This window comes from Georgenia sp. Z1491 (assembly GCF_049856175.1).
Taxonomy (GTDB): Bacteria; Actinomycetota; Actinomycetes; order Actinomycetales; family Actinomycetaceae; genus JB111.
In genome coordinates this window covers 129,981-150,603 of sequence record NZ_JBNDNA010000011.1, presented here as the reverse complement: position 1 = coordinate 150,603, position 20,623 = coordinate 129,981, and the positions used below count along the sequence as shown (strand labels likewise).

The window sequence follows — 20,623 nt, the reverse complement described above, 5'->3', positions numbered from 1 at the left end:
GCCTTGAGCTCTTCTGAGTAGATCTTCGGCACGAGGACCATCCTCTCCGCTCCGCAGAGCAGTCAGGAAGTCAACCGAACCCTCAGCAGACCCGAGCATGTGCAGGTCCTGGTCCGCGAGACCCTGTCCACCAGCCGGCTGCGCACCCAGCTCGCGGACTCGGTGATGGGTGAGGGGTTCCTGGTCGGGCAGGCCCAGGTCATGCACGCCCAGGACTTCGCCCGACTGGTCGCGGCGTGGAAGGTTCGGGCCGACCCGGTCGGAGCTGACAAGGCCTGGCGGCAGGACGATGCCCGCGAAGAACTGACCATCGCCCCGACCACGGGTGGGTATCACCTCACGGGGTGGCTCGACGAGCTGTCCGGGCAGGTCGTGACCACCGCCCTGACCGCTCACGCCGGCCGCAAGGGCGCCGAGGACGACCGCACCCCGGCCCAACGACGCGCCGGCGCACTGGTCGCCCTGGCCCACGAGTCCCTCGACCGAGGTGAGCAGCAGGCCAGCGCGCGGGTCCGTCCGCACGTGACGATCACCGCCACCCTGGACACCCTCACCGCCCTCACCAAAGCGACCGGGTCCGTGATCCCACCCGCCTCGGCGACCGCCAGCTGGCTGGCCACCCACGACCTCACCCCCAACCACGGCCAGGCCCATGCGGGACTACCCGCCGGGCAGATCGTCGCCCCGATCACCGCCGAGCAGACCCTGACCGCCCCCGGCGGACCCCGCGACCCCCACACCACCACCCGCACCCGCACTGCGTCCGCCACCGGCACCGGCACCGGCGCCGGTGCTGTGTCCGCCGCCGGCGCTGGCACCACCGCTTGGACCGGCGCTGGTTCGGGTGCAGCGTTCGGTATCGACGCCACCTTCGGGCTGGTGGACGAGCGTGGCAGCACCCCCGACGGGTCGGCGAGCGAGGGCGGGTCGGGGATCTTCGACCTGTCCGAGACGGCGCGGCAGTGGCTGACCGACTGGCAGCCCGGTGAGGATCACGTGATCTCGGCCGCGATCGACCCCCGCGTGATGGACGGCATCCAACCCGCCACCTTCGAGGACGGAACCCCCATCCCGCACGCGATGCTCGCCCGCCTGGCCTGCGACAGCGCACTGATGCGCGTCATCTTCGGACCGGAATCCACAGTCCTCGACGTCGGACGAGACAAACGGATCTTCCCCGCGAACATGACCCGGGCCATCCACGCCCGCGACCAACACTGCCAGTACCCCGACTGCGACGAACCACCCGGATTCGGCGAGATCCACCACTCCCTGCACTGGTACAAGGACCACGGCCCCACCAGCATCGAGCACGGCATCCTGCTGTGCTGGCACCACCACGACCTCATCCACACCCGCAACATCACCATCACCCGCCGCACCGGCCAATGGCACTTCCACGACCAACACGGCCGCCCCATCCAGCCCACCAGGCACAACGAGCTACCTCAGCGAGAGTGACGGCGCGCGGCCGCGCGGGCGATCCGCGGGGACCGGGGGTGCGGGCGTGACGCTCCGCGGCGCGACCACCTGCCGCGCACGGCGCCGGTCGTCAGCCGTCAGCCGCAGTCTCGCGGGGAGCGAGGACGGGTGCGGGCCGGCCGAGAGGAGCAACCAGTGCATGAGGGCCAACGAGAACGGCCCCCGGCTCTGCGTCTCCGCAGACCGGGGGCCGTTTCGTGCTGGTGGGCGATACTGGGTTCGAACCAGTGACCTCCTCGGTGTGAACGAGGCGCTCTACCACTGAGCCAATCGCCCGTGCCCTGCCGCTCGCGCGACGGGGACGGTCGTCAACTCTATCCGATCGAGAGCCCTGATCACGACCTCGATGGACGTGACAGCGTTCACCCTCAGGACAGGCCCGGTTGGTTTGAGTTTTGCCGTGCCCGGTGGTTAAGGTTCTGGTCGCACGAGGGGCCGCAGCGCGGTTCCGGTGCGATGCGGATGTGGCTCAGGGGTAGAGCATCACCTTGCCAAGGTGAGGGTCGCGGGTTCGAATCCCGTCATCCGCTCGGAGGTCCCACCACCACGTGGGAGCATGTCGCCACGAGGTGGCATGGACCTCATGGTGGCGTGGCCGAGAGGCGAGGCAGCGGCCTGCAAAGCCGTATACACGGGTTCGAATCCCGTCGCCACCTCGGGCGATTGGCGCAGCGGTAGCGCGCTTCCCTGACACGGAAGAGGTCACTGGTTCGATCCCAGTATCGCCCACCAGCCGAAGCCCCCGACCACATGGTCGGGGGCTTCGTCGTTCCCCGCCGACGACGCCTCGGGAAGCATGCGGGCCCGGGCTGTGCCGGCCCGACGTGTTCCGGCTCGTGCTCGCGCGGAACCGACCCGAGCTCGCGCGGGACCGGGCCGTGCCCGACTACGGCTCCACGAGCGTCGGATCCAGAACCACCTGACCGGCAGAATCGACCCCGAGGTCGGCGAGCGGGATCTCGTAGACGTTGACGCGGAGCGGGCTCCACTCGCACACGAACTGCGACGCCGGGTCGGCGGGCGGCACCGCATCGCTGGCGATGGTGCCGGCCCCGTCGGTGAGCACACGAATGGACTCGTCGCAGATCGGGTGCGCGGCGACGAGCGCCACCGAGTCCGTGAAGTCGATCTCGGCGGTCAGCGGGTCCCGGGTGACGTCCTGGTGGGGGAGGCCGTCGAGCCAGGAGTCGTACTCGTCCTGGGTCCGCAGGAGCGCCGTGAAGTCGTCCTCGGTGACTCCGCCGGCCGGTGCCGAGTCCTCGCTCCACGTGGCGACGCTCGTCCCGACGCTCACCAGGCCGTCGGCGCCGCCGGTCGCGGCGGGCACGTCGTCGCCCGCGCAGGCACCGACGGCGAGCAGCGAGGCCACGGTGACCATGAGGGCACGTCGCCTCACGACGTACGGCCCTGGTCGCGGATGTCCTGGTCGTGGACGACGTCGTCGGCGGAGTCGACGCCGAGCTCCTCCAACGGCACCTCGACCACGGACACCTGGATGGGGCTCCATGCACAGTCGACCTGGTCGTCGGAGGTGCTGACGGTCCTGCTCGCGAGCGCGCCCTCGCCGTCGGTGACGACCTCGATGCGTTCCTCGCACACGGGGTGGGCAGCTGCGAGAGCGACAGAGTCGGTGAGGTCGAGCTCAGCGGTGAGCGCGTCGCGGGTGACCTCCTGGTGGGGAAGGCCGTCGAGCCAGGCCGTGTACTCCTCCTGCGTGCGCAGGAGCGCCGTGAACTCGCCCACCTCCACATCGCCCATGAGGTCGGCGCTCTGCTGCCAGCCGGCGACCGAGGTGCCGACGACCGCCAGGCCGTCGGCACCGGCGTCGTCGGTGCACGCGCCGAGTGCGAGGAGGGCAGAGAGCAGACCGAACGCTGCGGTCCTCGTCCCCGTGGCGCGCACGCCGGTCCGTCCTGTCATGTCGCTCCCCGTTCGTCGTGCACGTCCCGTGCCGCGGTGAGAGTCCCGTGCAGCCACGGGCACGTCCTGATCGTCGCGCGTGGCCGCCGCTCCGGGGCCTGGTTGGCCCGGGTAGTGCTCCCCGCGCGTCGGTAGCATGGGCCGGCACGACCACCCACCTGCAAGGAGCCCACACATGTCTGCACCTCCCGTGTCCGTCCGCCTCGACGACGAGACCCACGAGGTGGCGACCGGGACGACGGGCACCGAGCACTTCGCCGACAGGCGCGACGTCGTCGCGCTCCGAATCGACGGCGAGCTGCGCGACCTCGCGACCGACCTGTCCTCGCTCCCGGCCGGCGTCGTCGTCGAGTCCGTGACGATCTCCAGCCCGGACGGCCTCGACATCCTCCGGCACTCGGCCGCGCACGTGCTCGCCCAGGCGGTGCAGCAGGTGAACCCGCAGGCCAAGCTGGGGATCGGCCCGCCGATCACGGACGGCTTCTACTACGACTTCGACGTGGCCGAGCCGTTCACCCCCGATCAGCTCAAGGACCTGGAGAAGGTCATGGGGCGCATCGTCAAGGAGGGGCAGACGTTCGTCCGTCGCACGGTGTCCGTGGACGAGGCGAACGCTGAGCTGGCCGGCGAGCCCTACAAGCTCGAGCTCGTCGCGCTCGCGGGCGGCCCCGGCTCCGGCGGTACCGACGCCGACGGACAGGCCATCGCCGACGGCGCGAGCGTCGAGGTCGGCGGCGCCGAGCTCACCGTCTACGACAACGTGCGCCGCGGGGGAGAGGTGGCGTGGGGAGACCTCTGCCGCGGCCCGCACCTGCCGAGCACGAAGCTCATCGGCAACGGCTTCAAGCTCATGCGGTCGGCTGCCGCGTACTGGCGCGGGTCGGAGAAGAACCCGCAGCTCCAGCGGATCTACGGGACAGCCTGGCCCTCGAAGGCCGAGCTCACCGCGCACCTGGACCGGCTGGCGGAGGCCGAGCGCCGCGACCACCGGCGCCTCGGTTCCGAGCTGGACCTGTTCTCCTTCCCGGACGAGATCGGCTCCGGCCTTCCGGTGTTCCACCCCAAGGGCGCGATGATCCGCATGGAGATGGAGGAGTACTCGCGCCGCCGCCACGTCGAGGCCGGCTACTCGTTCGTCCAGACCCCGCACATCACGAAGAAGAACCTCTTCGAGACCTCGAAGCACCTCGAGTGGTACGCGGACGGCATGTACCCGCCGATGCACATCGACGAGGAGGTGGGTGCCGACGGCCAGGTCACCAAGCAGGGCCAGGACTACTACCTCAAGCCGATGAACTGCCCGATGCACAACCTCGTCTACCGCTCGCGCGGCCGTTCCTACCGCGAGCTGCCCATGCGGCTCTTCGAGTTCGGGCACGTCTACCGCTACGAGAAGTCCGGGGTCGTGCACGGCCTCACCCGCGCACGCGGCTTCACGCAGGACGACGCGCACATCTACACCACCCGGGAGCAGATGAAGGACGAGCTCTCCCGGCTGCTCACCTTCGTCCTCGACCTGCTGAAGGACTACGGCCTCGACGACTTCTACCTCGAGCTGTCCACGCGCGACCCGGAGAAGTCGGTCGGCGACGAGCAGACCTGGGAGGAGGCCACCGCCACGCTCGCGGAGGTCGCCGCAGAGTCCGGGCTCGAGCTCGTCGACGACCCGGGCGGCGCCGCCTTCTACGGCCCGAAGATCTCCGTCCAGGCGAAGGACGCCATCGGCCGCACCTGGCAGCTGTCCACCATCCAGCTCGACTTCTTCGAGCCGGAGCTGTTCGAGCTCGAGTACACCGCAGGCGACGGGACCCGCCAGCGGCCGGTGATGATCCACCGCGCACTCTTCGGTTCGATCGAGCGCTTCTTCGGGGTGCTGCTCGAGCACTACGCCGGCGCCTTCCCGGCGTGGCTCTCGCCCGTCCAGGTCCTCGGCATCCCCGTCGCCGAGGCGTTCGAGACCCATCTGGAGTCCGTCGCGGTGCTGCTGCGCGCTGAGGGTGTGCGCGTCGAGGTCGACACCAGCGACGACCGGTTCGGCAAGAAGATCCGCAACGCCGCCAAGGTCAAGGCGCCGTTCGTCCTCATCGCCGGCGGCGAGGACGAGGAGGCCGGCGCGGTGTCGTTCCGGTACCGCGACGGCACCCAGCGCAACCAGGTGCCGATCGAGACGGCCGTGGCGGAGATCGTCGCGCACGTCCGCTCCCGTGCGAACGCCGACCCGGCGGGCCCCTCGGACGCAGCGTCCGGCGAGTCGGCCGCCGAGCAGGCGACGGCCGACGACGCCCCACCGGTCACGCCGTGAGGTCGCGTTGAGCGGCGGGCCGGCGGGACGCCACCCCGGGGACCCGGCCGGCGGTCAGGTCGAGGACCCGTTGGGCGGCCAGGTCGAGGACCCCGCCGGCGGCCAGCTCGAGGACCCCGCCGACCGCCCCGGCGTTCCCGACGCTCTCCAGCGGCTGTGGACGCCGCACCGGATGGTCTACGTCGGCGACACCGGCGGCGACGTGCGCCCGCGTACCGGGGAGGCGGAGTCGTGCCCGTTCTGCGCCTCGCCCCCGCGGGAGGATGCCGACGCGCTCGTCGTCCACCGAGGTGCCGCGGCGTTCGTGGTGCTCAACCTGTTCCCGTACAACCCCGGCCACCTGCTGATCTGCACGTACCGGCACGTCGCCGACCTCACCGACCTCACCGTGGCTGAGCGGGACGAGATCGGCCGGCTCTCGGCCCGCGCCATGCGGGTCCTGCGCGCCGTCTCGTCGCCCGCCGGGTTCAACCTCGGAATGAACCAGGGGGGCGTCGCCGGCGCGGGTATCGCCTCGCACATCCACCAGCACGTCGTGCCCCGCTGGGCGGGCGACGCCAACTTCCTGCCGATCATCGGCCGCACGAAGGCGCTGCCCCAGCTCCTCTCCGAGACCCGCACCCTGCTCGCCGACGCCTGGGACGACGCCGCCCACGACGACCACGACAACGACGAGGACCCGACCGACGAATCAGGCCCGGGAACCTGATGCTGTCGGCGAATGGTCGGCCGTTCACGGAGGTGCTCCTCGCACCCCTGACGCGGACGCTCGTCCGGTTCCGTGTGCCCGCGAGCGCCGTCACCGTCGCCGGGGGCGTGGTGACGGTCTCGGCGACCCTCCTGCTCGTGCCCTCCGGACACCTGTGGGTCGCGGCGCTGGTGCTTGGCGGGCTCGTCCTGCTCGACGCGGTCGACGGCCAGGTCGCCCGTGCCACCGGGACCGTCTCGCCGTTCGGGGCCTTCGTCGACGCCACCACGGACCGGGTCGTCGACGCCGTCCTGCTCGGGTCCGTGGTCGCGTACGCGCTCCGGCACGTCCCCGGGACGGAGGGCGACCGGCTCGTGCTCGCCGCCGTCGTCGCACTGGTCGCGGACCAGCTCGTGCCGTACACGAAGGCCCGCGGCGAGGCCGAGGGCTTCATCGTGGCCGGCGGCCTCGCCGAGCGCGCGGACCGGCTCGTCCTCCTCCTGGTCGGCGTGCTGGTGCACGGCCTCGGCGGCCCGGCCTGGGTCCTGTCGGTCGTCCTGATCATGACGGCGCTGGCGTCGCTCGTCACCGCGGGTCAGCGCGTGGCGCAGGTCCGCTCCCAGGCCCGTCGCGCGTCGGACGACTCGTGAGCCTGGATCCCCTCCGGCTGCTCCCGGCGGCAGCCGGCCTCGTCGGTCGCGTGCCGGAGCCGGTCGTGGACCGCGTCGTCGGGGCCGTCGGCACGGTCGTCGGATCGCTTCCGTCCGAGCGGACCCGGCGCATCGCGGCCCACACCGCACGGCTACGCCCCGACCTCACAGAGTCGCAGCTGCGCCGGGCCGTGCGCGCCAACATGCGCGGCTACCTGCGCTACTTCGCGGAGGCACTGACCCTGGGCAGGCTCACCGAGCAGCAGATCATCGCGAGGTTCCGGGCCGTGCACCGCGAGCACGTCCAGCCCACGTTCGACGCCGGACGCCCGGTGGTCGCCGCGCTCCTGCACGCCGGGAACTGGGACCTCGCGGGCGCCTGGTCCTGCCTCGCGATGGCGCCCGTCCTCACGGTGGCCGAGCGCCTGCGACCCGACGCCCTGCACGAGCAGTTCGTCCGGCTGCGCACGGACCTGGGCATGACGATCCTGGTGGACGACGGCTCCGCCGTCCTTCCGCGCCTGATGGACGAGGCACCCCGCCGCCCGCACCTCGTGCCGCTGCTCGCCGACCGTGACCTCGGCCGCACCGGTGTCGAGGTGACTGTCGCCGACCGGCCCATGCTCGTCGCGGCCGGCCCGGCGGCCCTCGCCCTCGCCCTCGACGTGCCGCTCGTCGTCATCACGATCCGTCACGAGCGCCTCACGGGGGAGCGCGCCAGGCGGGCCGGCTCCCGGTGGGGGATCGTCACCGAGTTCAGCGAGCCCGTCACGGCGGGAGACCTCGCCCCGGGGCTCGACGCCGCCGCGCCCGGGACGGACGGCTCGGCCGGTGCCGGTGGGCCCGTCCACGACGGCGATGGGGCGGCCGGCGCTCCCGGCGGCGCAGCCGCGCACGCGGCCGGGCACGCAGCGGCGCCGCGGCGACCGCGCCCGGTCGACCGGACCGACGTGGTCGCACTCACCCGGGCGTGGGTCGACGTCGCCGAGCCGTTCCTCAGGCGTCACCCCGAGCAGTGGCACATGCTGCAGCGGGTCTTCCTCGAGGACCTCGACGCGGCCCGGCTGGCGGCCGGCCGTGCCCGCGAGGCTGAGGGCTCCGGTGTGGCCGGGAGCGGCACCGGATGAGGATCGGGATCGCCCATCCCTACGACGTCGGCGTCCCCGGCGGGGTCGACGCCCATGTCCGCCAGCTCGCCGAGGCGCTGCGCACGCGCGGGCACGAGGTCCTCACGCTGGCGCCCGGCCGGCGCCGCCGGTCGGCGGACGAGACGGTCGCCGGCCGGTCGATGCCGATCCGGTTCAACGGGTCGGTGGCCAACATCGCCCCGCACCCGGCCGCGGCCCGCCGTGCGAGGCGCTGGGTGCGCGAGCACGAGCTCGACGTGCTCCACGTCCACGAGCCGACCGTCCCGTCGGCGTCGGCGTTCGCGATGCGGGCGGCGCGCGCGGACGGGATCCCCGTCGTCGCCACGTTCCACGCCGCCGTCGACCGGGTCGAGCGGCTCGGTCCCCTCGCCGCGCTGCAGCGTCGCCACCTGCACGGACTCGCGGCGCGCATCGCCGTCTCCGACGAGGCGGCGCGCACCCACCGGTCGTGGCTCGGCGCCGAGTGCGAGGTGATCCCCAACGGGCTCGACGTCGCGGCGCTGCGACCTCCGTCGTCGGTCGAGAACTACCCCGTCGCACCCGGGTCCGGCCACCCGGCCGGTCCCCAGGTCCTGTTCCTCGGCCGCGCGGACGAGCCCCGCAAGGGCATGCGCGTACTTGCCGCGGCGTGGCCCGCGGTGCGCGCTGCCCGACCGGACGCCACGCTCGCCGTGGCGGGACCCGGCGGTGAGGCGGCCACCGCGGCACTGTCCGCGGCCCTTTCCGACGACCTGCACGACGTGCAGGTGCACGGCCGCGTCACCGAGGCGGAGAAGGTCCAGCTCCTGCAGCGGGCCGACGTGCTCGTCGCGCCCCACACGGGCGGGGAGAGTTTCGGCATCGTGCTCGTCGAGGCGATGGCCGCCGGGACGCCCGTCGTGGCCTCCGACCTGCCCGCCTTCGCGGCGGTCCTCGACGCGGACGGGACGACCGGCGTGCGCACCCCGCTCGGGCTCCTCGCCCGGCGCGGGGACCCCGACGACCTCGCCGCCCGCCTCGTCGAGTGCCTGGAGGACACGGCCGGCGCCGCACGCCGGGCCGGTCTCGCGCTGCGGGCGGTCCGGCGCTACGACTGGTCCGAGGTCGCCGCCCGTGTCGAGGACGTGTACCGGCGGGTCGCCGGGCCGAGGTCCCCGGGCCGGACGTCGATCGGGCCGGGCGACGGCCTCTAGGGTGAGTCGGTGACTCAGCACATGGGCCTCGCCCCCGGTCCGGGGGCGTTCGGGCCGGCACCTCCCGCGTGGCCCGTCCCCAGACGCCGCTCGAGGGCGTTCACCGCCACCGAGATCGGCGCCGTCGTCGTCGCGGTCGGCGGGCTGGCCTGGATCCTCCCGCAGCTCGTCGGCGGCACCTCCGGCCCCGGTCAGGTCCTCGTGGCGGTGCTGCTCGCCGTCGTCCCGTTCCTGGCGATCGTCCTGCTCATCCGTTGGATCGACGCCTGGGAGCCCGAGCCGCGCGGACTGCTGCTCGTCGCGCTGGCCTGGGGCGCCGGGGTCGCCACCGCGGTCGCCGCCACCGGGAACTCGCTGTTCCAGGCGGTCGTCTCCCAGGACCAGGGCCTCGAGCGGGCCGCCGCCCTCACCGCGATCGTCAGCGCACCGGTGACCGAGGAGACGATGAAGGGACTGGGGCTCGTGGTCGTCGTCCTGCTGGGACGCGGACAGTTCCACGGGCTCGTCGACGGCGTCGTCTACTCGCTCGCCGTCGGGGCCGGCTTCGCCGCGGTCGAGAACATCCAGTACTTCCTCACGTACTGGGACTCGATCACCGCGGTCTTCGTCCAGCGCGGTCTGATGACCCCGTTCGCCCACCCGATGTTCACCGTCTGCATGGGGCTGGCCCTCGGCATCGCCTCCCGCTCCGACCGGCCCGGGCGCTGGCTGCTGGTGATCCCCGGCTGGCTGCTCGCGGTGGTCCTGCACGGCGTGTGGAACTACACCTCCGTGACCGGCTCGTTCTTCCAGGTCTTCGTCTCGTTCCAGATCCCCCTGTTCATCGCGTTCATCGTCCTGGTCCTCTGGCTGCGCCGGCGCGAGCACCGGGCGATCACCGCCGGTCTGCACGACTACGCCGCCGCCGGCTGGTTCGCGCCGTTCGAGGTCCGGATGCTCACCTCCACCGGCGCGCGCCGTGATGCCGTGCGCTGGGCTCGCGCCCGGGGCGGCGCCCAGGGCAGGGCGATGATCGACTTCCAGCAGGCCGCCGTCGAGCTCGCGCTCGGCCGACGCCGCGCCCGCGAGGGGCGGCCGCCGCGCGACCACCAGGGCCGCGAGGCCGCGCTGCTGCGCCGCGCCGTCGCCGACCGGGCGGTGTTCCTCCGTGGCTGAGAGCGCTCCCGACGACGCCCGGATGCCACCCGCCGACCTCGGCGAGGAGTGGGTCCCCGGCCCGGACGGCATCCCGTTCCGGCGGGGCGCCCGCGTCCTGCTGCTCGACGACGACGGCGCGCTGCTCCTCGTCGAGGGCCACGACGGCGACGACGACGACCACCGCTGGTGGTTCACCGTCGGCGGCGGGATCGCCGTCGGCGAGGACGACCGGACCGCTGCGGCCCGCGAGGTCGTCGAGGAGTCCGGCCTGACCGTGGCGGTGGCCGACCTCGTCGGGCCGGTGGCCACCAGGAGCGCCACGTTCCGGTTCGTGCGCCGGACCGTGCGTCAGGACGAGGTCTTCTTCGTCGCCCGGGTGCCGGGTCGCCGGCCGGGTACGGACGCGGCCGGCTGGACCGAGCTCGAGCGCGACGTCCTCGACCAGATGCGCTGGTTCAGCCCCGACGAGCTCGACGCGCTCGTGGCCGGCGGCGCCACCGTGTACCCGACCGAACTGCCCTCCCTGCACCGCTCTCTCACGAGCGGCTGGGACGGGAGGTGCCGGCACCTGACGCACGAGTGAGTTCGATGGGGACAGGTCCCTGTCGGTCACCCGCCCGGCGACTGGTCAATCGTCCCATCTGAGTGGCGCGGCCGGCTCCTGCCGGAGCGCTCCACTACTCCGTGACGATTCTCCAGGTGCCATAGGCGAAACGACCCAGTTGGCCGCCACAGTCTCCTATCGTGTGATAAATATCTCGACGAGGGGGTCGGCATGAAAGCCAGAGCGTGGTGCGCGGCGGCGGGGGTCGCATTGATGTGGTGTGTCGGCACGGCGCCGGCCGCACAGGCGTACGAGGACATCAGGGGATCGCACGGATGCCCAGCAGGACAGTTCGGACGCGCGTCTGTCACTGTGAATACTGCCCCCGGTGGAATTGTCCAGCCACCGGGCGGAGCGATCTCACACTTCGAGGGATGGTCCGCAACTCGCATCGCGACGAGTGGCGGAGGGGGTTATTACCGGCTAGTCGCAGACGGGTGGTTCACGACGAGGTCGGTTGACTGCTCCAACTTCGGACGCTGAACGCGTGCGAGTCGCCCGCTTTCGCGTCGTACTCGCGTTCAGTGTGGTCGTATCGACGATGCTCGCCGCGTGCGGCGGCTCCGAAGGTGCCGAGCCGCCCTCAACCTCGGGCCCTGCCACCGTGTCTGAAGCGCCCCCGCATTCCGAGCCGGACACGTTTCACGGCACACCCTCCGAGCGCACTGCCGCGATGGCGACCTGCATGGAGGATCTCGGTTACCTCATCACTCCCGAGGACGACGGCTTTGAGATTGAGCCGCAGGGGCACTCAGGCGACGACGTTGGCGACGACTACGCCGCGTGCAGCGCGCAAGTGGGTCGCGTCCACGCGACATCCTTCAGCGACGCCCAGATCCGCGAGTCCTACGACCGCCGAGTTGATGAGCACGACTGCCTCGTGGCCAACGGCTGGGCGATCGGCGACCCGCCCGCGTGGGAGACCTTCCGCGACGGGTGGCGCGTCCAGGGCTCGACCTGGGAGCCCGTCCACGACGCGCAGGTCGCTGAAGACTCCGCCTCGGGCATGGCCGCCATCGCGGAGGAGTGCACGTCCGACGCCGACGTGTGGTGACACCCGCGTCCCTGGTGCCGCCCGGCGGGTACGATGCCGGACGGACCTGGCGCCGTCGACGCGCGGCGCACGCCGCACTCCGGCCGCCGACGACCAGCGGGACGCGAGCGAGGGAGACACGATGTCGGGACACTCCAAGTGGGCGACGACGAAGCACAAGAAGGCCGCGATCGACGCCAAGCGCGGCAAGCTGTTCGCGCGACTCGTCAAGAACATCGAGGTGGCCGCCCGCACGGGCGGCGGTGACCCGGCCGGCAACCCGACGCTGTTCGACGCCATCCAGAAGGCGAAGAAGAACTCGGTCCCGTCGAGCAACATCGACAACGCGGTCAAGCGCGGGTCCGGCGAGCTCGCCGGGGGCGCGGACTACGAGACGATCATGTACGAGGGCTACGCGCCCGGCGGCGTCGCCATGCTCGTCGAGTGCCTCACCGACAACAAGAACCGCGCGGCCTCGGACGTGCGCGTCGCCTTCACCCGCAACGGCGGCAACCTGGCCGACCCGGGCTCGGTCGCCTACCTGTTCAACCGCCGCGGCGTCGTCGTCGTCCCCAAGGCCGACGGCGTGGACGAGGACGACGTCCTCGCCGCGGTGCTCGACGCGGGCGCCGAGGAGGTCACCGACCAGGGCGAGACCTTCGAGATCCTGTCCGAGGCCACCGACGTCGTCGACGTGCGCACCGCGCTCGTCGACGCGGGACTCGACTACGACTCGGCCGAGTCGCAGTTCGTGCCGTCGATGGAGGTCACCGTCGACGCGGACGGGGCGACCAAGGTGATGCGGCTCGTCGACGCGCTCGAGGACCTCGACGACGTGCAGAACGTGTTCTCCAACGTCGACATCCCCGACGAGGTGCTCGCCGAGCTCGACGCTCAGGACTGAGCGGTCCTCGGACCCGGCCCGGGCGCCCGATGAGCCTCGGCGAGATCCTCGTCGCCGTCACGGCGGTCGCCGTCGGGACCACCCTGCAGCGCGTCTCGGGGATGGGCGTCGGCCTCGTCGTCGCCCCCGTGCTGTCGCTGCTCATCGGCCCCGTCGCCGGGGTGTGGCTGACGAACGCGACGACGACGGTGTCCGCCTTCGTCATCTGGCGGGCGATGCGCACGGGATCGGACTGGCGTCGGCTCCGGACGCTCCTGCCGTGCGCGGTGATCGGCGCGGTGCCGGCCGCGCTCGTCGTGCGCGAGCTTCCGCTCGCCTGGCTCGAGATCACGGTCGGGTCGATCCTCGTCCTCGGCCTGCTCGGCACGGTCCTCGCCTCCGCGGCGGACCGGCTGCCCCCGGTGCGCGGGCCGTTCGCCGCGGGGGTGGCGGGCGCGGTCGGCGGCTTCTTCAACACGACCGCCGGGGTCGCGGGCCCGTCGCTGGTCATGTACTCGAGGCTCTCCCGCTGGCCGCACCCCAGCTTCGCGGCCTCGATGCAGCCCACGTTCCTCACCATGGGGGTCCTCTCGGTGGTCCTCAAGCTCGGCGTCGGCGCCGCGCCCGTCTCCGACCTCCCCCAGTGGTGGGTGGTCGCCCTGCTGGCCGGCACCGTCGTCGCGGTCGTGCCCCTGGCGGGGCGGCTCGCCGCGCGGGTGCCGGCCGAGACCGCCCGGCGGCTCGCCCTCACGGTCGCCTGGGCCGGCGCGATCGCCACCCTGCTGCGCGGCGCTTCACGTCTGCTGTGACCGCGGGTGCGAGAGTGGAGGGGTGCGCATCCTCGGAGTCGATCCCGGTCTGACCCGTTGCGGCCTCGGCGTGATCGAGCGCGGCGGCGGGCGCGAGGTCGCGCTCGTGCACGTCGAGGTCGTCCGGACCCCCGCGGAGGACGACCCGCACATGCGGCTGCTGGCGGTCGCCGAGCGGCTGGACGCCGTGCTCGCCGAGCACCGGCCCGACGTCGTGGCGGTCGAGCGCGTGTTCGCCCAGGCCAACGTCCGATCGGTCACGGGCACCTCGCAGGTCGCGGGGGTCGCCATGCTCGGCGCCGCGCGGGCCGGCACCGGCCTCGCCCTGCACACGCCGAGCGAGGTCAAGGCCGCCGTGACGGGCGACGGCCGCGCGGGGAAGAAGCAGGTCCAGGAGATGGTGCGCCGGATCCTGGGTCTGGACACCGCACCGCGGCCCGCCGACGCCGCCGATGCCCTCGCGCTGGCGATCTGCCAGGCGTGGCGCGGAGGCGGCGCGGCAGCGGCCGGACGCGGGACCGCCACGGCCCAGCACGGCGGGGCGGGCATGCTCCCCGACACCGCGGGCGCCGGTCTCACGCCCGCCCAGCGGGCCTGGGCCGACGCGGAACGCCTGGCGCGCCGCGCGGGAGCGGTCGCCCCGAGACGATAGGGTGTCGAACACGTGTTCTGCCGCAGGAGGGTCGAACCGGAATGGGCACGCGCCCGGCCCGGGCGGCCCCGCGGCGGGACGGCCGACGGATCGAAGGAAGGACCGAACCGGTGATCTCATCGCTGCGCGGGACCGTGGCGCGCGTGTCGCTGCAGGACGCCGACATCGTCGTCGGCGGCGTGGGCATGCGCGTCCAGGCCGCGCCCGGCACGCTGGCCGGACTGCGCGAGGGCTCGGACGTCACGGTGCCGACCTCGCTCGTCGTGCGCGAGGAGTCGCTCACCCTGTTCGGGTTCCGGGACGTCGACGAGCGCGACGTCTTCGAGACGCTCCAGACCGTCTCCGGGGTCGGCCCCCGGCTCGCGCTCGCCATGACCGCCGTCCTCAGCCCGGACCAGCTGCGGCGCGCCGTGGCCGACGAGGACCTCGCCACCCTCCAGCGCGTCCCCGGCATCGGCAGGAAGGGGGCCCAGCGCATCGTCCTCGAGATCGGCGAGCGGCTCGGACCGGCGGGCGACGCCCCGCCGCAGGACGCGGACGCGGCCGACGCGCCGGCACCGGGCTCGCTCCCGGCCCACGCCGGGGAGGTCGTCTCCGCGCTGGCCACGCTCGGGTGGTCCGAGCCGCAGGCGCGCGCCGCGGTCGACGCCGTGCTCGCCGCGGACGACGCACCACCCGACGGCGACGTCCCCGCCCTCCTGCGCGCCGCCCTCACCCACCTGGGCGGGGGGCGCCGTGGCTGAGGACGTCCCGGGACCGACGGGCGGGCCGACGCAGGGCAGGTCGGACGACGACGTGCTCACCACCGGCGCCGACGACGTCGAGCGCGCCGCCGAGGCCGCCCTGCGACCCAGGCGTCTCGCGGACTTCATCGGCCAGCGCGTCGTGCGCGACCAGCTCGCGCTCGTCCTCGCCGCCGCCACCGCCCGCGGCGCCGCGCCCGACCACGTGCTGCTCTCCGGCCCGCCCGGGCTCGGCAAGACGACGCTGGCGATGATCGTCGCCCACGAGGTCTCGGGCTCGCTGCGGCTCACCTCGGGGCCGGCGATCACCCACGCCGGGGATCTCGCCGCCATCCTCTCCGCGGTGCAGGAGCACGACGTGCTCTTCATCGACGAGATCCACCGGCTCGCGCGCCCGGCCGAGGAGATGCTCTACCTCGCGATGGAGGACTTCCGGATCGACGTCGTCGTGGGCAAGGGACCCGGGGCGACCTCGATCCCGCTCGCTCTCCCGCGGTTCACGGTCGTGGGCGCCACGACCCGGGCCGGCCTGCTGCCGGCGCCCCTGCGCGACCGCTTCGGGTTCACGGCGCACCTGGAGCACTACGACGTCGACGAGCTCGTCCAGGTCCTCACGCGCTCCGCGACCCTGCTCGGCATCGAGCTCACCGAGGACGCGGCCGGCGAGCTGGCCGCCCGCTCGCGAGGCACGCCCCGCATCGCCAACCGGCTGCTGCGACGGGTGCAGGACTACGCGCAGGTGCGCGGCGCCGGCGTCGCGGACCTGACGGCGACCCGTGCGGCGCTGACCATCTTCGAGGTCGACGACCTCGGGCTCGACCGGCTCGACCGGTCCGTGCTCACGGCGCTGTGCACGCGGTTCGGGGGCGGGCCGGTCGGGCTGACCACGCTCGCCGTGTCGGTCGGCGAGGAGCCGGAGACCGTGGAGACCGTCGCCGAGCCGTTCCTCGTGCGCGAGGGGCTCGTCGTGCGCACCCCGCGGGGGCGGGCAGCCACCACGGCCGCGTACGCGCACCTGGGTCTCGAGCCGCCGGCCGAAGGCACGCTCTTCTCCTGAGACCGCACGCCTCCTGAGACCGCACGCCTCCTGAGACCGCACGCGCGTCTCGTGACAGGGCGCTCAGCACCCTCCGGCCGGCGCTGCCCGCGCCTGGCCGCCCGGTCCGGGAGACAACCTTCACGGAGAGCCTGGGCCCGGCCGGAGCGCCCACGCCCTAGACTGCTCTGGTTCGCCCCTTCACCTGATTGGTCTGCGCGTGGATCCCACACTGCTCCTCCTCGTCCTCGGCATGGTCCTGCTCTTCTGGTTCATGAGCCGGCAGGGGAAGAAGGCCCAGCAGCGCCAGCGGGAGAAGGTCGAGGAGGGCCTCGTCCCGGGCGGCTGGGTGCAGACCATCGCGCGCACCTACCACCAGGTGGTCGAGGTCAACGGCGACATCATCACCCTGTCGAACCCCGACGGCAGCGAGTACCTCGTCCACCGCACCGGCATCGCGCAGCCCACGCAGTCGCCCTACGAGCTGATGTCCGACGGGTCGCACGACGACCTCGACGACGAGCCCGTGGCCGACGCCGCGACCGAGACATCGGTCGACGACGCCCGCGAGTCCGCGGGCGGCGACGCTCCCGCCGTGGACCAGGAGAACGAGTGGTTCGACGACGGCCGCCCCGGCCGCGACGACCGCAGCTGACGCCCGTCCCGACGTGTCCGACCCGAAGAAGCGGCGTGAGCCGCGCCGCCCGAGGCTGCCCCGCCCCGCGCGCACGCTCCTGGGCCTGCTGGTCCTCGTCGTCGCGCTCGTGGGCACGCTCACGGCCGGCAACCTCGCCGGCAGTGCCTCGCCGGTGCCCCGTCTCGCGCTCGACCTCGAGGGCGGCACGCAGGTCATCATGACCCCCCGCACCACGGACGGCTCCGCCATCGAGGGCGAGGACGTGGCGCAGGCGATCGAGATCATCCGCAACCGCGTCGACGGCTCGGGCGTCGCGGAGGCCGAGATCACGAGCCAGGGCGCGCAGAACATCGTCGTCGCGATCCCCGGGCGTGCGTCGGAGGAGACCCTCGAGCTCATCAGCCGGTCCGCGCAGCTGAGGTTCCGCCCGGTGCTCGCCCTCCAGGACCCCACGACGATCGACCCGAGCCAGCTGCTGCCCGAGGAGGCCCCGACCGACGGCGCCGAGTCCCCGACCGATGGTGCCGAGGCGCCGACCGACGGCGCCGGGTCGCCCGCGGAGTCGGGGTCCGAGTCGGCCACCGCCGGCGCCGGCACCGACCGCGCCCTGGCGGCGGCCGCCGACGCCCCCACCGACGGTCCCGGCGCCGCCGAGATCCCGGACGAGGTGCGCGGCGCTGCCTTCATCGCGGCCGACGCCGACGGCGACGGCGAGCTCGCGACCGAGCCCACCGAGGAGCCGGCCGACACCTCCGACACGGCGTGGATCACCGAGCGCGTCCAGTACGACATGTACGCGCTGGACTGCACGGACCCGGCCAACCAGGCCGGCGGCTGGGCGGACGACTCCGGCACCGCGGTGGTCGCGTGCGACCCCACCGGCCAGCAGAAGTTCGTGCTCGGTCCGGCCGTCGTCGAGGGCACGCAGCTGACGGGCGCCAGCTCCGGGATGCAGGTCAACAACCAGGGCATGTCGACGGGGCTCTGGGCCGTCAACCTCGAGATGAACTCCGAGGCCACCGAGGTGTTCGCCGAGGTCTCCCAGCGCCTGCCCACCCTACCGCCGCCGCAGGACCAGTTCGCCATCGTGCTCGACGGCGTCGTCCTGTCCAACGCGGGGTTCAACAGCGCGATCCTCGACGGCAGCGCGCAGATCACCGGCTCGTTCACCGACGAGGAGGCGAACGCGCTCGCCAACCAGCTGAACTTCGGCTCCCTGCCGATCACGTTCGAGGTGCAGTCCACCGAGCAGATTTCCGCGACGCTGGGCTCCGAGCAGCTGACCAACGCCGCCCTCGCCGGCCTCGTGGGCCTGGTTCTCGTCGTCGGTTACATGATCTGGCAGTACCGCGGCCTGGGCCTGCTCTCGGTCGCGAGCCTCGCGGTGGCCGCCGCGATCGTCTACCTCGTCATCGCGCTGCTCAGCTGGTCGATCAACTACCGCCTCTCGCTGCCCGGCGTCGCGGGACTCATCATCTCCATCGGGACGACGGCGGACTCGTTCATCGTGTACTTCGAACGGATCCGCGACGAGATCCGGGACGGCCGCACCCTGGCCTCCGCCGTCGAGCACGGCTGGAAGCGGGCCCGGCGCACGATCATCGCGTCCGACGCGGTGAACTTCCTCGCGGCGATCGTGCTCTACCTGCTCGCCGTCGGCGGGGTGCGCGGCTTCGCGTTCACCCTCGGACTGACGACGATCATCGACCTCGTCGTCGTCGTGCTCTTCACGCACCCGGCGATGCAGCTGCTCGTGCGCATGCCGTTCTTCCGGGACGGCCACACGCTCTCCGGACTCTCACCGGAGCGACTCGGTGTCGACCCCGCTCTCTACCGGGGCGCCGGCCGGTTCCGGTCGCGCCGGTCCTCGACCGGCACGGGCGAGGGCGGGTCCGGGGACGACGACGCCGGCACCACCGACGGGACGAAGGTTCCCGTGGGGGCCGGCACGACCATCGCCGAACGCCGGGCGGCCGAGCGGCGTGCCGAGCGCGAACGACGCAAGAAGGAACGATCGGTCGACCCCTACGCGGGGCTCGGCGGGTCCGGCGACGACGGGGCGGTGGTCTGATGGCGTCCCTCTCCTCGATGGGCAACGACCTCTACACGGGGAAGCGCTCCTTCGACATCGTCGGCAGGCGCCGCACGTGGTACGTGGCCGCCGCCGTCCTCGTCCTGATCTCGGTCGGGGTGCTGCTCGTGCGGGGCATCAACCCGGGCATCGACTTCCGCGGCGGCTCGCAGTTCACGGTCTCCGGCGCGGCGACGCTCGACCAGTCGCTGGCGACCGACGCCGTCGCCGACGTCGGCGGCGAACCGCCCCGGGTGGCGGTCGTCGGATCGTCCTCGCTGCGCGTGCAGACGGCCGAGCTCTCCGACGAGCAGACGCGCGAGCTGAGCGAGGGCCTCGCCGAGGCCTACGACGTCCCGGTCGACGACGTCACGGCGACGTTCGTCGGGCCCACCTGGGGCGCGGACGTCACCCGGCAGGCGCTGCTGTCGCTCGGCATCTTCCTCACCGCCGTGTCGGTGGTGATGGTCCTGTACTTCCGGGCCTGGACGTTCGCGGCGGGGGCGATCATCGCGCTGCTCCACGACGTCGTCCTCACGGTCGGGATCTACGCCGCGATCGGTTTCGAGGTCACGCCGTCGAGCGTCATCGGCTTCCTCACGATCCTCGGCTACTCGCTGTACGACACGGTCGTGGTCTTCGACAAGGTGCGCGAGAACACCGCCGACGTCCTCGAGCAGGGACGGGACACGTACGCCGAGCGCTCCAACCTCGCCGTCAACCAGACCCTCGTGCGCTCCATCAACACGTCGGTCACCGGGCTGCTGCCGGTCGGTGCGATCCTCATCATCGGTGTCCTGCTCCTCGGGGCGGGCACGCTGCGCGACATCGCGCTCGCCCTGTTCGTCGGCATGCTGCTGTCGACCGTGTCGTCGGTGTTCATCGCGGCGCCGGCCGAGGTCAGCCTGCGGATGCTCGACAGCGACTACCGGCAGCACACCGACGACGTGCTGCTCGAGCGCGCCGGAGAGCACCCGGAGGCGCGCCCGGCCGACGGCACCGACCACGAGCCCGACGACGAGGCCGGCCGGTCGGCGGGAGCCGGGTCCGCCGCGGGCTCACCGACAACCGCGGTCCGACGGAGGAAGAAGCGATGAGCACAGCCAGCGCAGGTGAACCCGGCTTCGGTCCCGAGATCACGGCGATCGTCGATCAGCACATCGCCCTGGTCCCCGACTACCCCAAGCCCGGGGTCCTGTTCCGGGACATCACACCGCTGCTCGCCGACGGGCCCGCGTTCGCCGCGCTCGTCGACGCCTTCGCCGAGCGTTACCGCGGCAGGGTCGACGCCGTCGCCGGACTGGAGTCCCGCGGGTTCATCCTCGGGGCGCCCGTGGCGGTCGCGCTCGGGGTCGGCATGATCACTGTCCGCAAGGCCGGTCGCCTGCCGGGCGAGGTCATCGGCGCGGACTACTCCCTGGAGTACGGCGAGGCACGCATGGAGGTGCGACCCTCGACGGTGGCGCGCGGCCAGCGGGTGCTCGTCGTCGACGACGTCCTCGCCACGGGTGGGACGGCCGCGGCCGCGTGCCGACTCATGGAGGAGGCCGGCGCCGAGGTGGCCGGCCTGGGGATGCTCATCGAGCTGGCCGAACTCGGCGGACGCGCGCGCCTGACGGGACGGCAGGTCGACTCGGTCGTCGTCGTCTGAGGCCG

General features: G+C 72.9%; 20 protein-coding genes and 4 tRNA genes. 21 read left to right on the top strand and 3 right to left on the bottom strand.

Annotation, left to right across the window (positions count from 1 at the left end; genetic code table 11):
• Positions 1-99: 99 nt before the first annotated feature.
• A complete protein-coding gene (locus ACPYO4_RS12385; protein ID WP_425709549.1) occupies positions 100-1,461 on the top strand; it encodes a DUF222 domain-containing protein in 1,362 nt (453 codons plus the stop codon).
• A gap of 222 nt (positions 1,462-1,683) precedes the next feature.
• Here the strand turns inward: ACPYO4_RS12385 and ACPYO4_RS12380 are convergent.
• Positions 1,684-1,758, bottom strand: a tRNA-Val gene (locus ACPYO4_RS12380).
• 182 nt (positions 1,759-1,940) lie between these two features.
• On the opposite strand from ACPYO4_RS12380, the gene ACPYO4_RS12375 reads away from it, so the two are divergent.
• The 3 genes from ACPYO4_RS12375 (at position 1,941) to ACPYO4_RS12365 (ending at position 2,214) form a co-directional block, all read left to right on the top strand.
• Positions 1,941-2,012, top strand: a tRNA-Gly gene (locus ACPYO4_RS12375).
• Positions 2,013-2,067: 55 nt separating this feature from the next.
• Positions 2,068-2,138, top strand: a tRNA-Cys gene (locus ACPYO4_RS12370).
• A gap of 1 nt (position 2,139) precedes the next feature.
• Positions 2,140-2,214 (top strand) — tRNA-Val (locus ACPYO4_RS12365).
• Positions 2,215-2,368: 154 nt separating this feature from the next.
• On the opposite strand, the gene ACPYO4_RS12360 is transcribed toward ACPYO4_RS12365, so the two are convergent.
• Complete coding sequence (locus tag ACPYO4_RS12360; RefSeq protein ID WP_425709548.1) at positions 2,369-2,860, bottom strand: hypothetical protein; 492 nt, start codon at positions 2,858-2,860, stop codon at positions 2,369-2,371.
• Positions 2,861-2,874: 14 nt separating this feature from the next.
• Positions 2,875-3,402 (bottom strand): hypothetical protein, encoded by a 528-nt coding sequence (locus tag ACPYO4_RS12355; RefSeq protein WP_425709547.1) that lies wholly within the window; start codon positions 3,400-3,402, stop codon positions 2,875-2,877.
• A 175-nt stretch (positions 3,403-3,577) separates the two neighbouring features.
• On the opposite strand from ACPYO4_RS12355, the gene thrS reads away from it, so the two are divergent.
• The 17 genes from thrS to ACPYO4_RS12270 all read left to right on the top strand — a co-directional run bounded on the left by thrS (position 3,578) and on the right by ACPYO4_RS12270 (position 20,618).
• Positions 3,578-5,704: a threonine--tRNA ligase gene (gene thrS / locus ACPYO4_RS12350; RefSeq protein WP_425709546.1), complete on the top strand. Its 2,127-nt coding sequence runs from the start codon at positions 3,578-3,580 to the stop codon at positions 5,702-5,704.
• Between the two features lie 7 nt (positions 5,705-5,711).
• Entirely contained in the window at positions 5,712-6,413 is a 702-nt protein-coding gene (locus ACPYO4_RS12345) for an HIT family protein (RefSeq protein ID WP_425709545.1), read from the top strand.
• A complete protein-coding gene (gene pgsA, locus ACPYO4_RS12340) occupies positions 6,413-7,042 on the top strand; it encodes a phosphatidylinositol phosphate synthase (RefSeq protein WP_425709544.1) in 630 nt (209 codons plus the stop codon). Before ACPYO4_RS12345 ends, pgsA begins: the two co-directional genes overlap by 1 nt.
• On the top strand, positions 7,039-8,169 hold the full coding sequence (locus ACPYO4_RS12335) for a phosphatidylinositol mannoside acyltransferase (RefSeq protein ID WP_425709543.1): 1,131 nt from the start codon (positions 7,039-7,041) through the stop codon (positions 8,167-8,169). Before pgsA ends, ACPYO4_RS12335 begins: the two co-directional genes overlap by 4 nt.
• Positions 8,166-9,362 (top strand): glycosyltransferase family 4 protein, encoded by a 1,197-nt coding sequence (locus ACPYO4_RS12330; protein WP_425709542.1) that lies wholly within the window; start codon positions 8,166-8,168, stop codon positions 9,360-9,362. Before ACPYO4_RS12335 ends, ACPYO4_RS12330 begins: the two co-directional genes overlap by 4 nt.
• A gap of 9 nt (positions 9,363-9,371) precedes the next feature.
• Positions 9,372-10,517: a PrsW family intramembrane metalloprotease gene (locus ACPYO4_RS12325; protein WP_425709541.1), complete on the top strand. Its 1,146-nt coding sequence runs from the start codon at positions 9,372-9,374 to the stop codon at positions 10,515-10,517.
• Positions 10,510-11,082, top strand: coding sequence for an NUDIX hydrolase (locus ACPYO4_RS12320; RefSeq protein WP_425709540.1), 573 nt, complete (start codon positions 10,510-10,512; stop codon positions 11,080-11,082). The genes ACPYO4_RS12325 and ACPYO4_RS12320 overlap by 8 nt, the downstream gene beginning before the upstream one ends.
• A gap of 508 nt (positions 11,083-11,590) precedes the next feature.
• Positions 11,591-12,157, top strand: coding sequence for a hypothetical protein (locus ACPYO4_RS12315; protein ID WP_425709539.1), 567 nt, complete (start codon positions 11,591-11,593; stop codon positions 12,155-12,157).
• Between the two features lie 121 nt (positions 12,158-12,278).
• Entirely contained in the window at positions 12,279-13,040 is a 762-nt protein-coding gene (locus tag ACPYO4_RS12310) for a YebC/PmpR family DNA-binding transcriptional regulator (RefSeq protein ID WP_425709538.1), read from the top strand.
• A 29-nt stretch (positions 13,041-13,069) separates the two neighbouring features.
• Complete coding sequence (locus tag ACPYO4_RS12305) at positions 13,070-13,828, top strand: TSUP family transporter (RefSeq protein ID WP_425709537.1); 759 nt, start codon at positions 13,070-13,072, stop codon at positions 13,826-13,828.
• Positions 13,829-13,850: 22 nt separating this feature from the next.
• Entirely contained in the window at positions 13,851-14,480 is a 630-nt protein-coding gene (ruvC, locus tag ACPYO4_RS12300; protein ID WP_425709536.1) for a crossover junction endodeoxyribonuclease RuvC, read from the top strand.
• Between the two features lie 110 nt (positions 14,481-14,590).
• On the top strand, positions 14,591-15,223 hold the full coding sequence (ruvA, locus tag ACPYO4_RS12295; protein ID WP_425709535.1) for a Holliday junction branch migration protein RuvA: 633 nt from the start codon (positions 14,591-14,593) through the stop codon (positions 15,221-15,223).
• A gap of 52 nt (positions 15,224-15,275) precedes the next feature.
• Positions 15,276-16,280 carry a Holliday junction branch migration DNA helicase RuvB gene (ruvB, locus tag ACPYO4_RS12290; protein ID WP_425709552.1) on the top strand — a complete coding sequence of 335 codons (1,005 nt, stop codon included), beginning with the start codon at positions 15,276-15,278 and terminating at the stop codon, positions 16,278-16,280.
• A gap of 199 nt (positions 16,281-16,479) precedes the next feature.
• Positions 16,480-16,914, top strand: coding sequence for a preprotein translocase subunit YajC (locus ACPYO4_RS12285; RefSeq protein ID WP_425709534.1), 435 nt, complete (start codon positions 16,480-16,482; stop codon positions 16,912-16,914).
• A gap of 13 nt (positions 16,915-16,927) precedes the next feature.
• On the top strand, positions 16,928-18,967 hold the full coding sequence (secD, locus tag ACPYO4_RS12280; protein WP_425709533.1) for a protein translocase subunit SecD: 2,040 nt from the start codon (positions 16,928-16,930) through the stop codon (positions 18,965-18,967).
• Positions 18,967-20,064, top strand: coding sequence for a protein translocase subunit SecF (gene secF / locus ACPYO4_RS12275; protein WP_425709532.1), 1,098 nt, complete (start codon positions 18,967-18,969; stop codon positions 20,062-20,064). The genes secD and secF overlap by 1 nt, the downstream gene beginning before the upstream one ends.
• Entirely contained in the window at positions 20,061-20,618 is a 558-nt protein-coding gene (locus ACPYO4_RS12270) for an adenine phosphoribosyltransferase (protein ID WP_425709531.1), read from the top strand. Before secF ends, ACPYO4_RS12270 begins: the two co-directional genes overlap by 4 nt.
• The last annotated feature ends 5 nt before the right edge of the window (positions 20,619-20,623 follow it).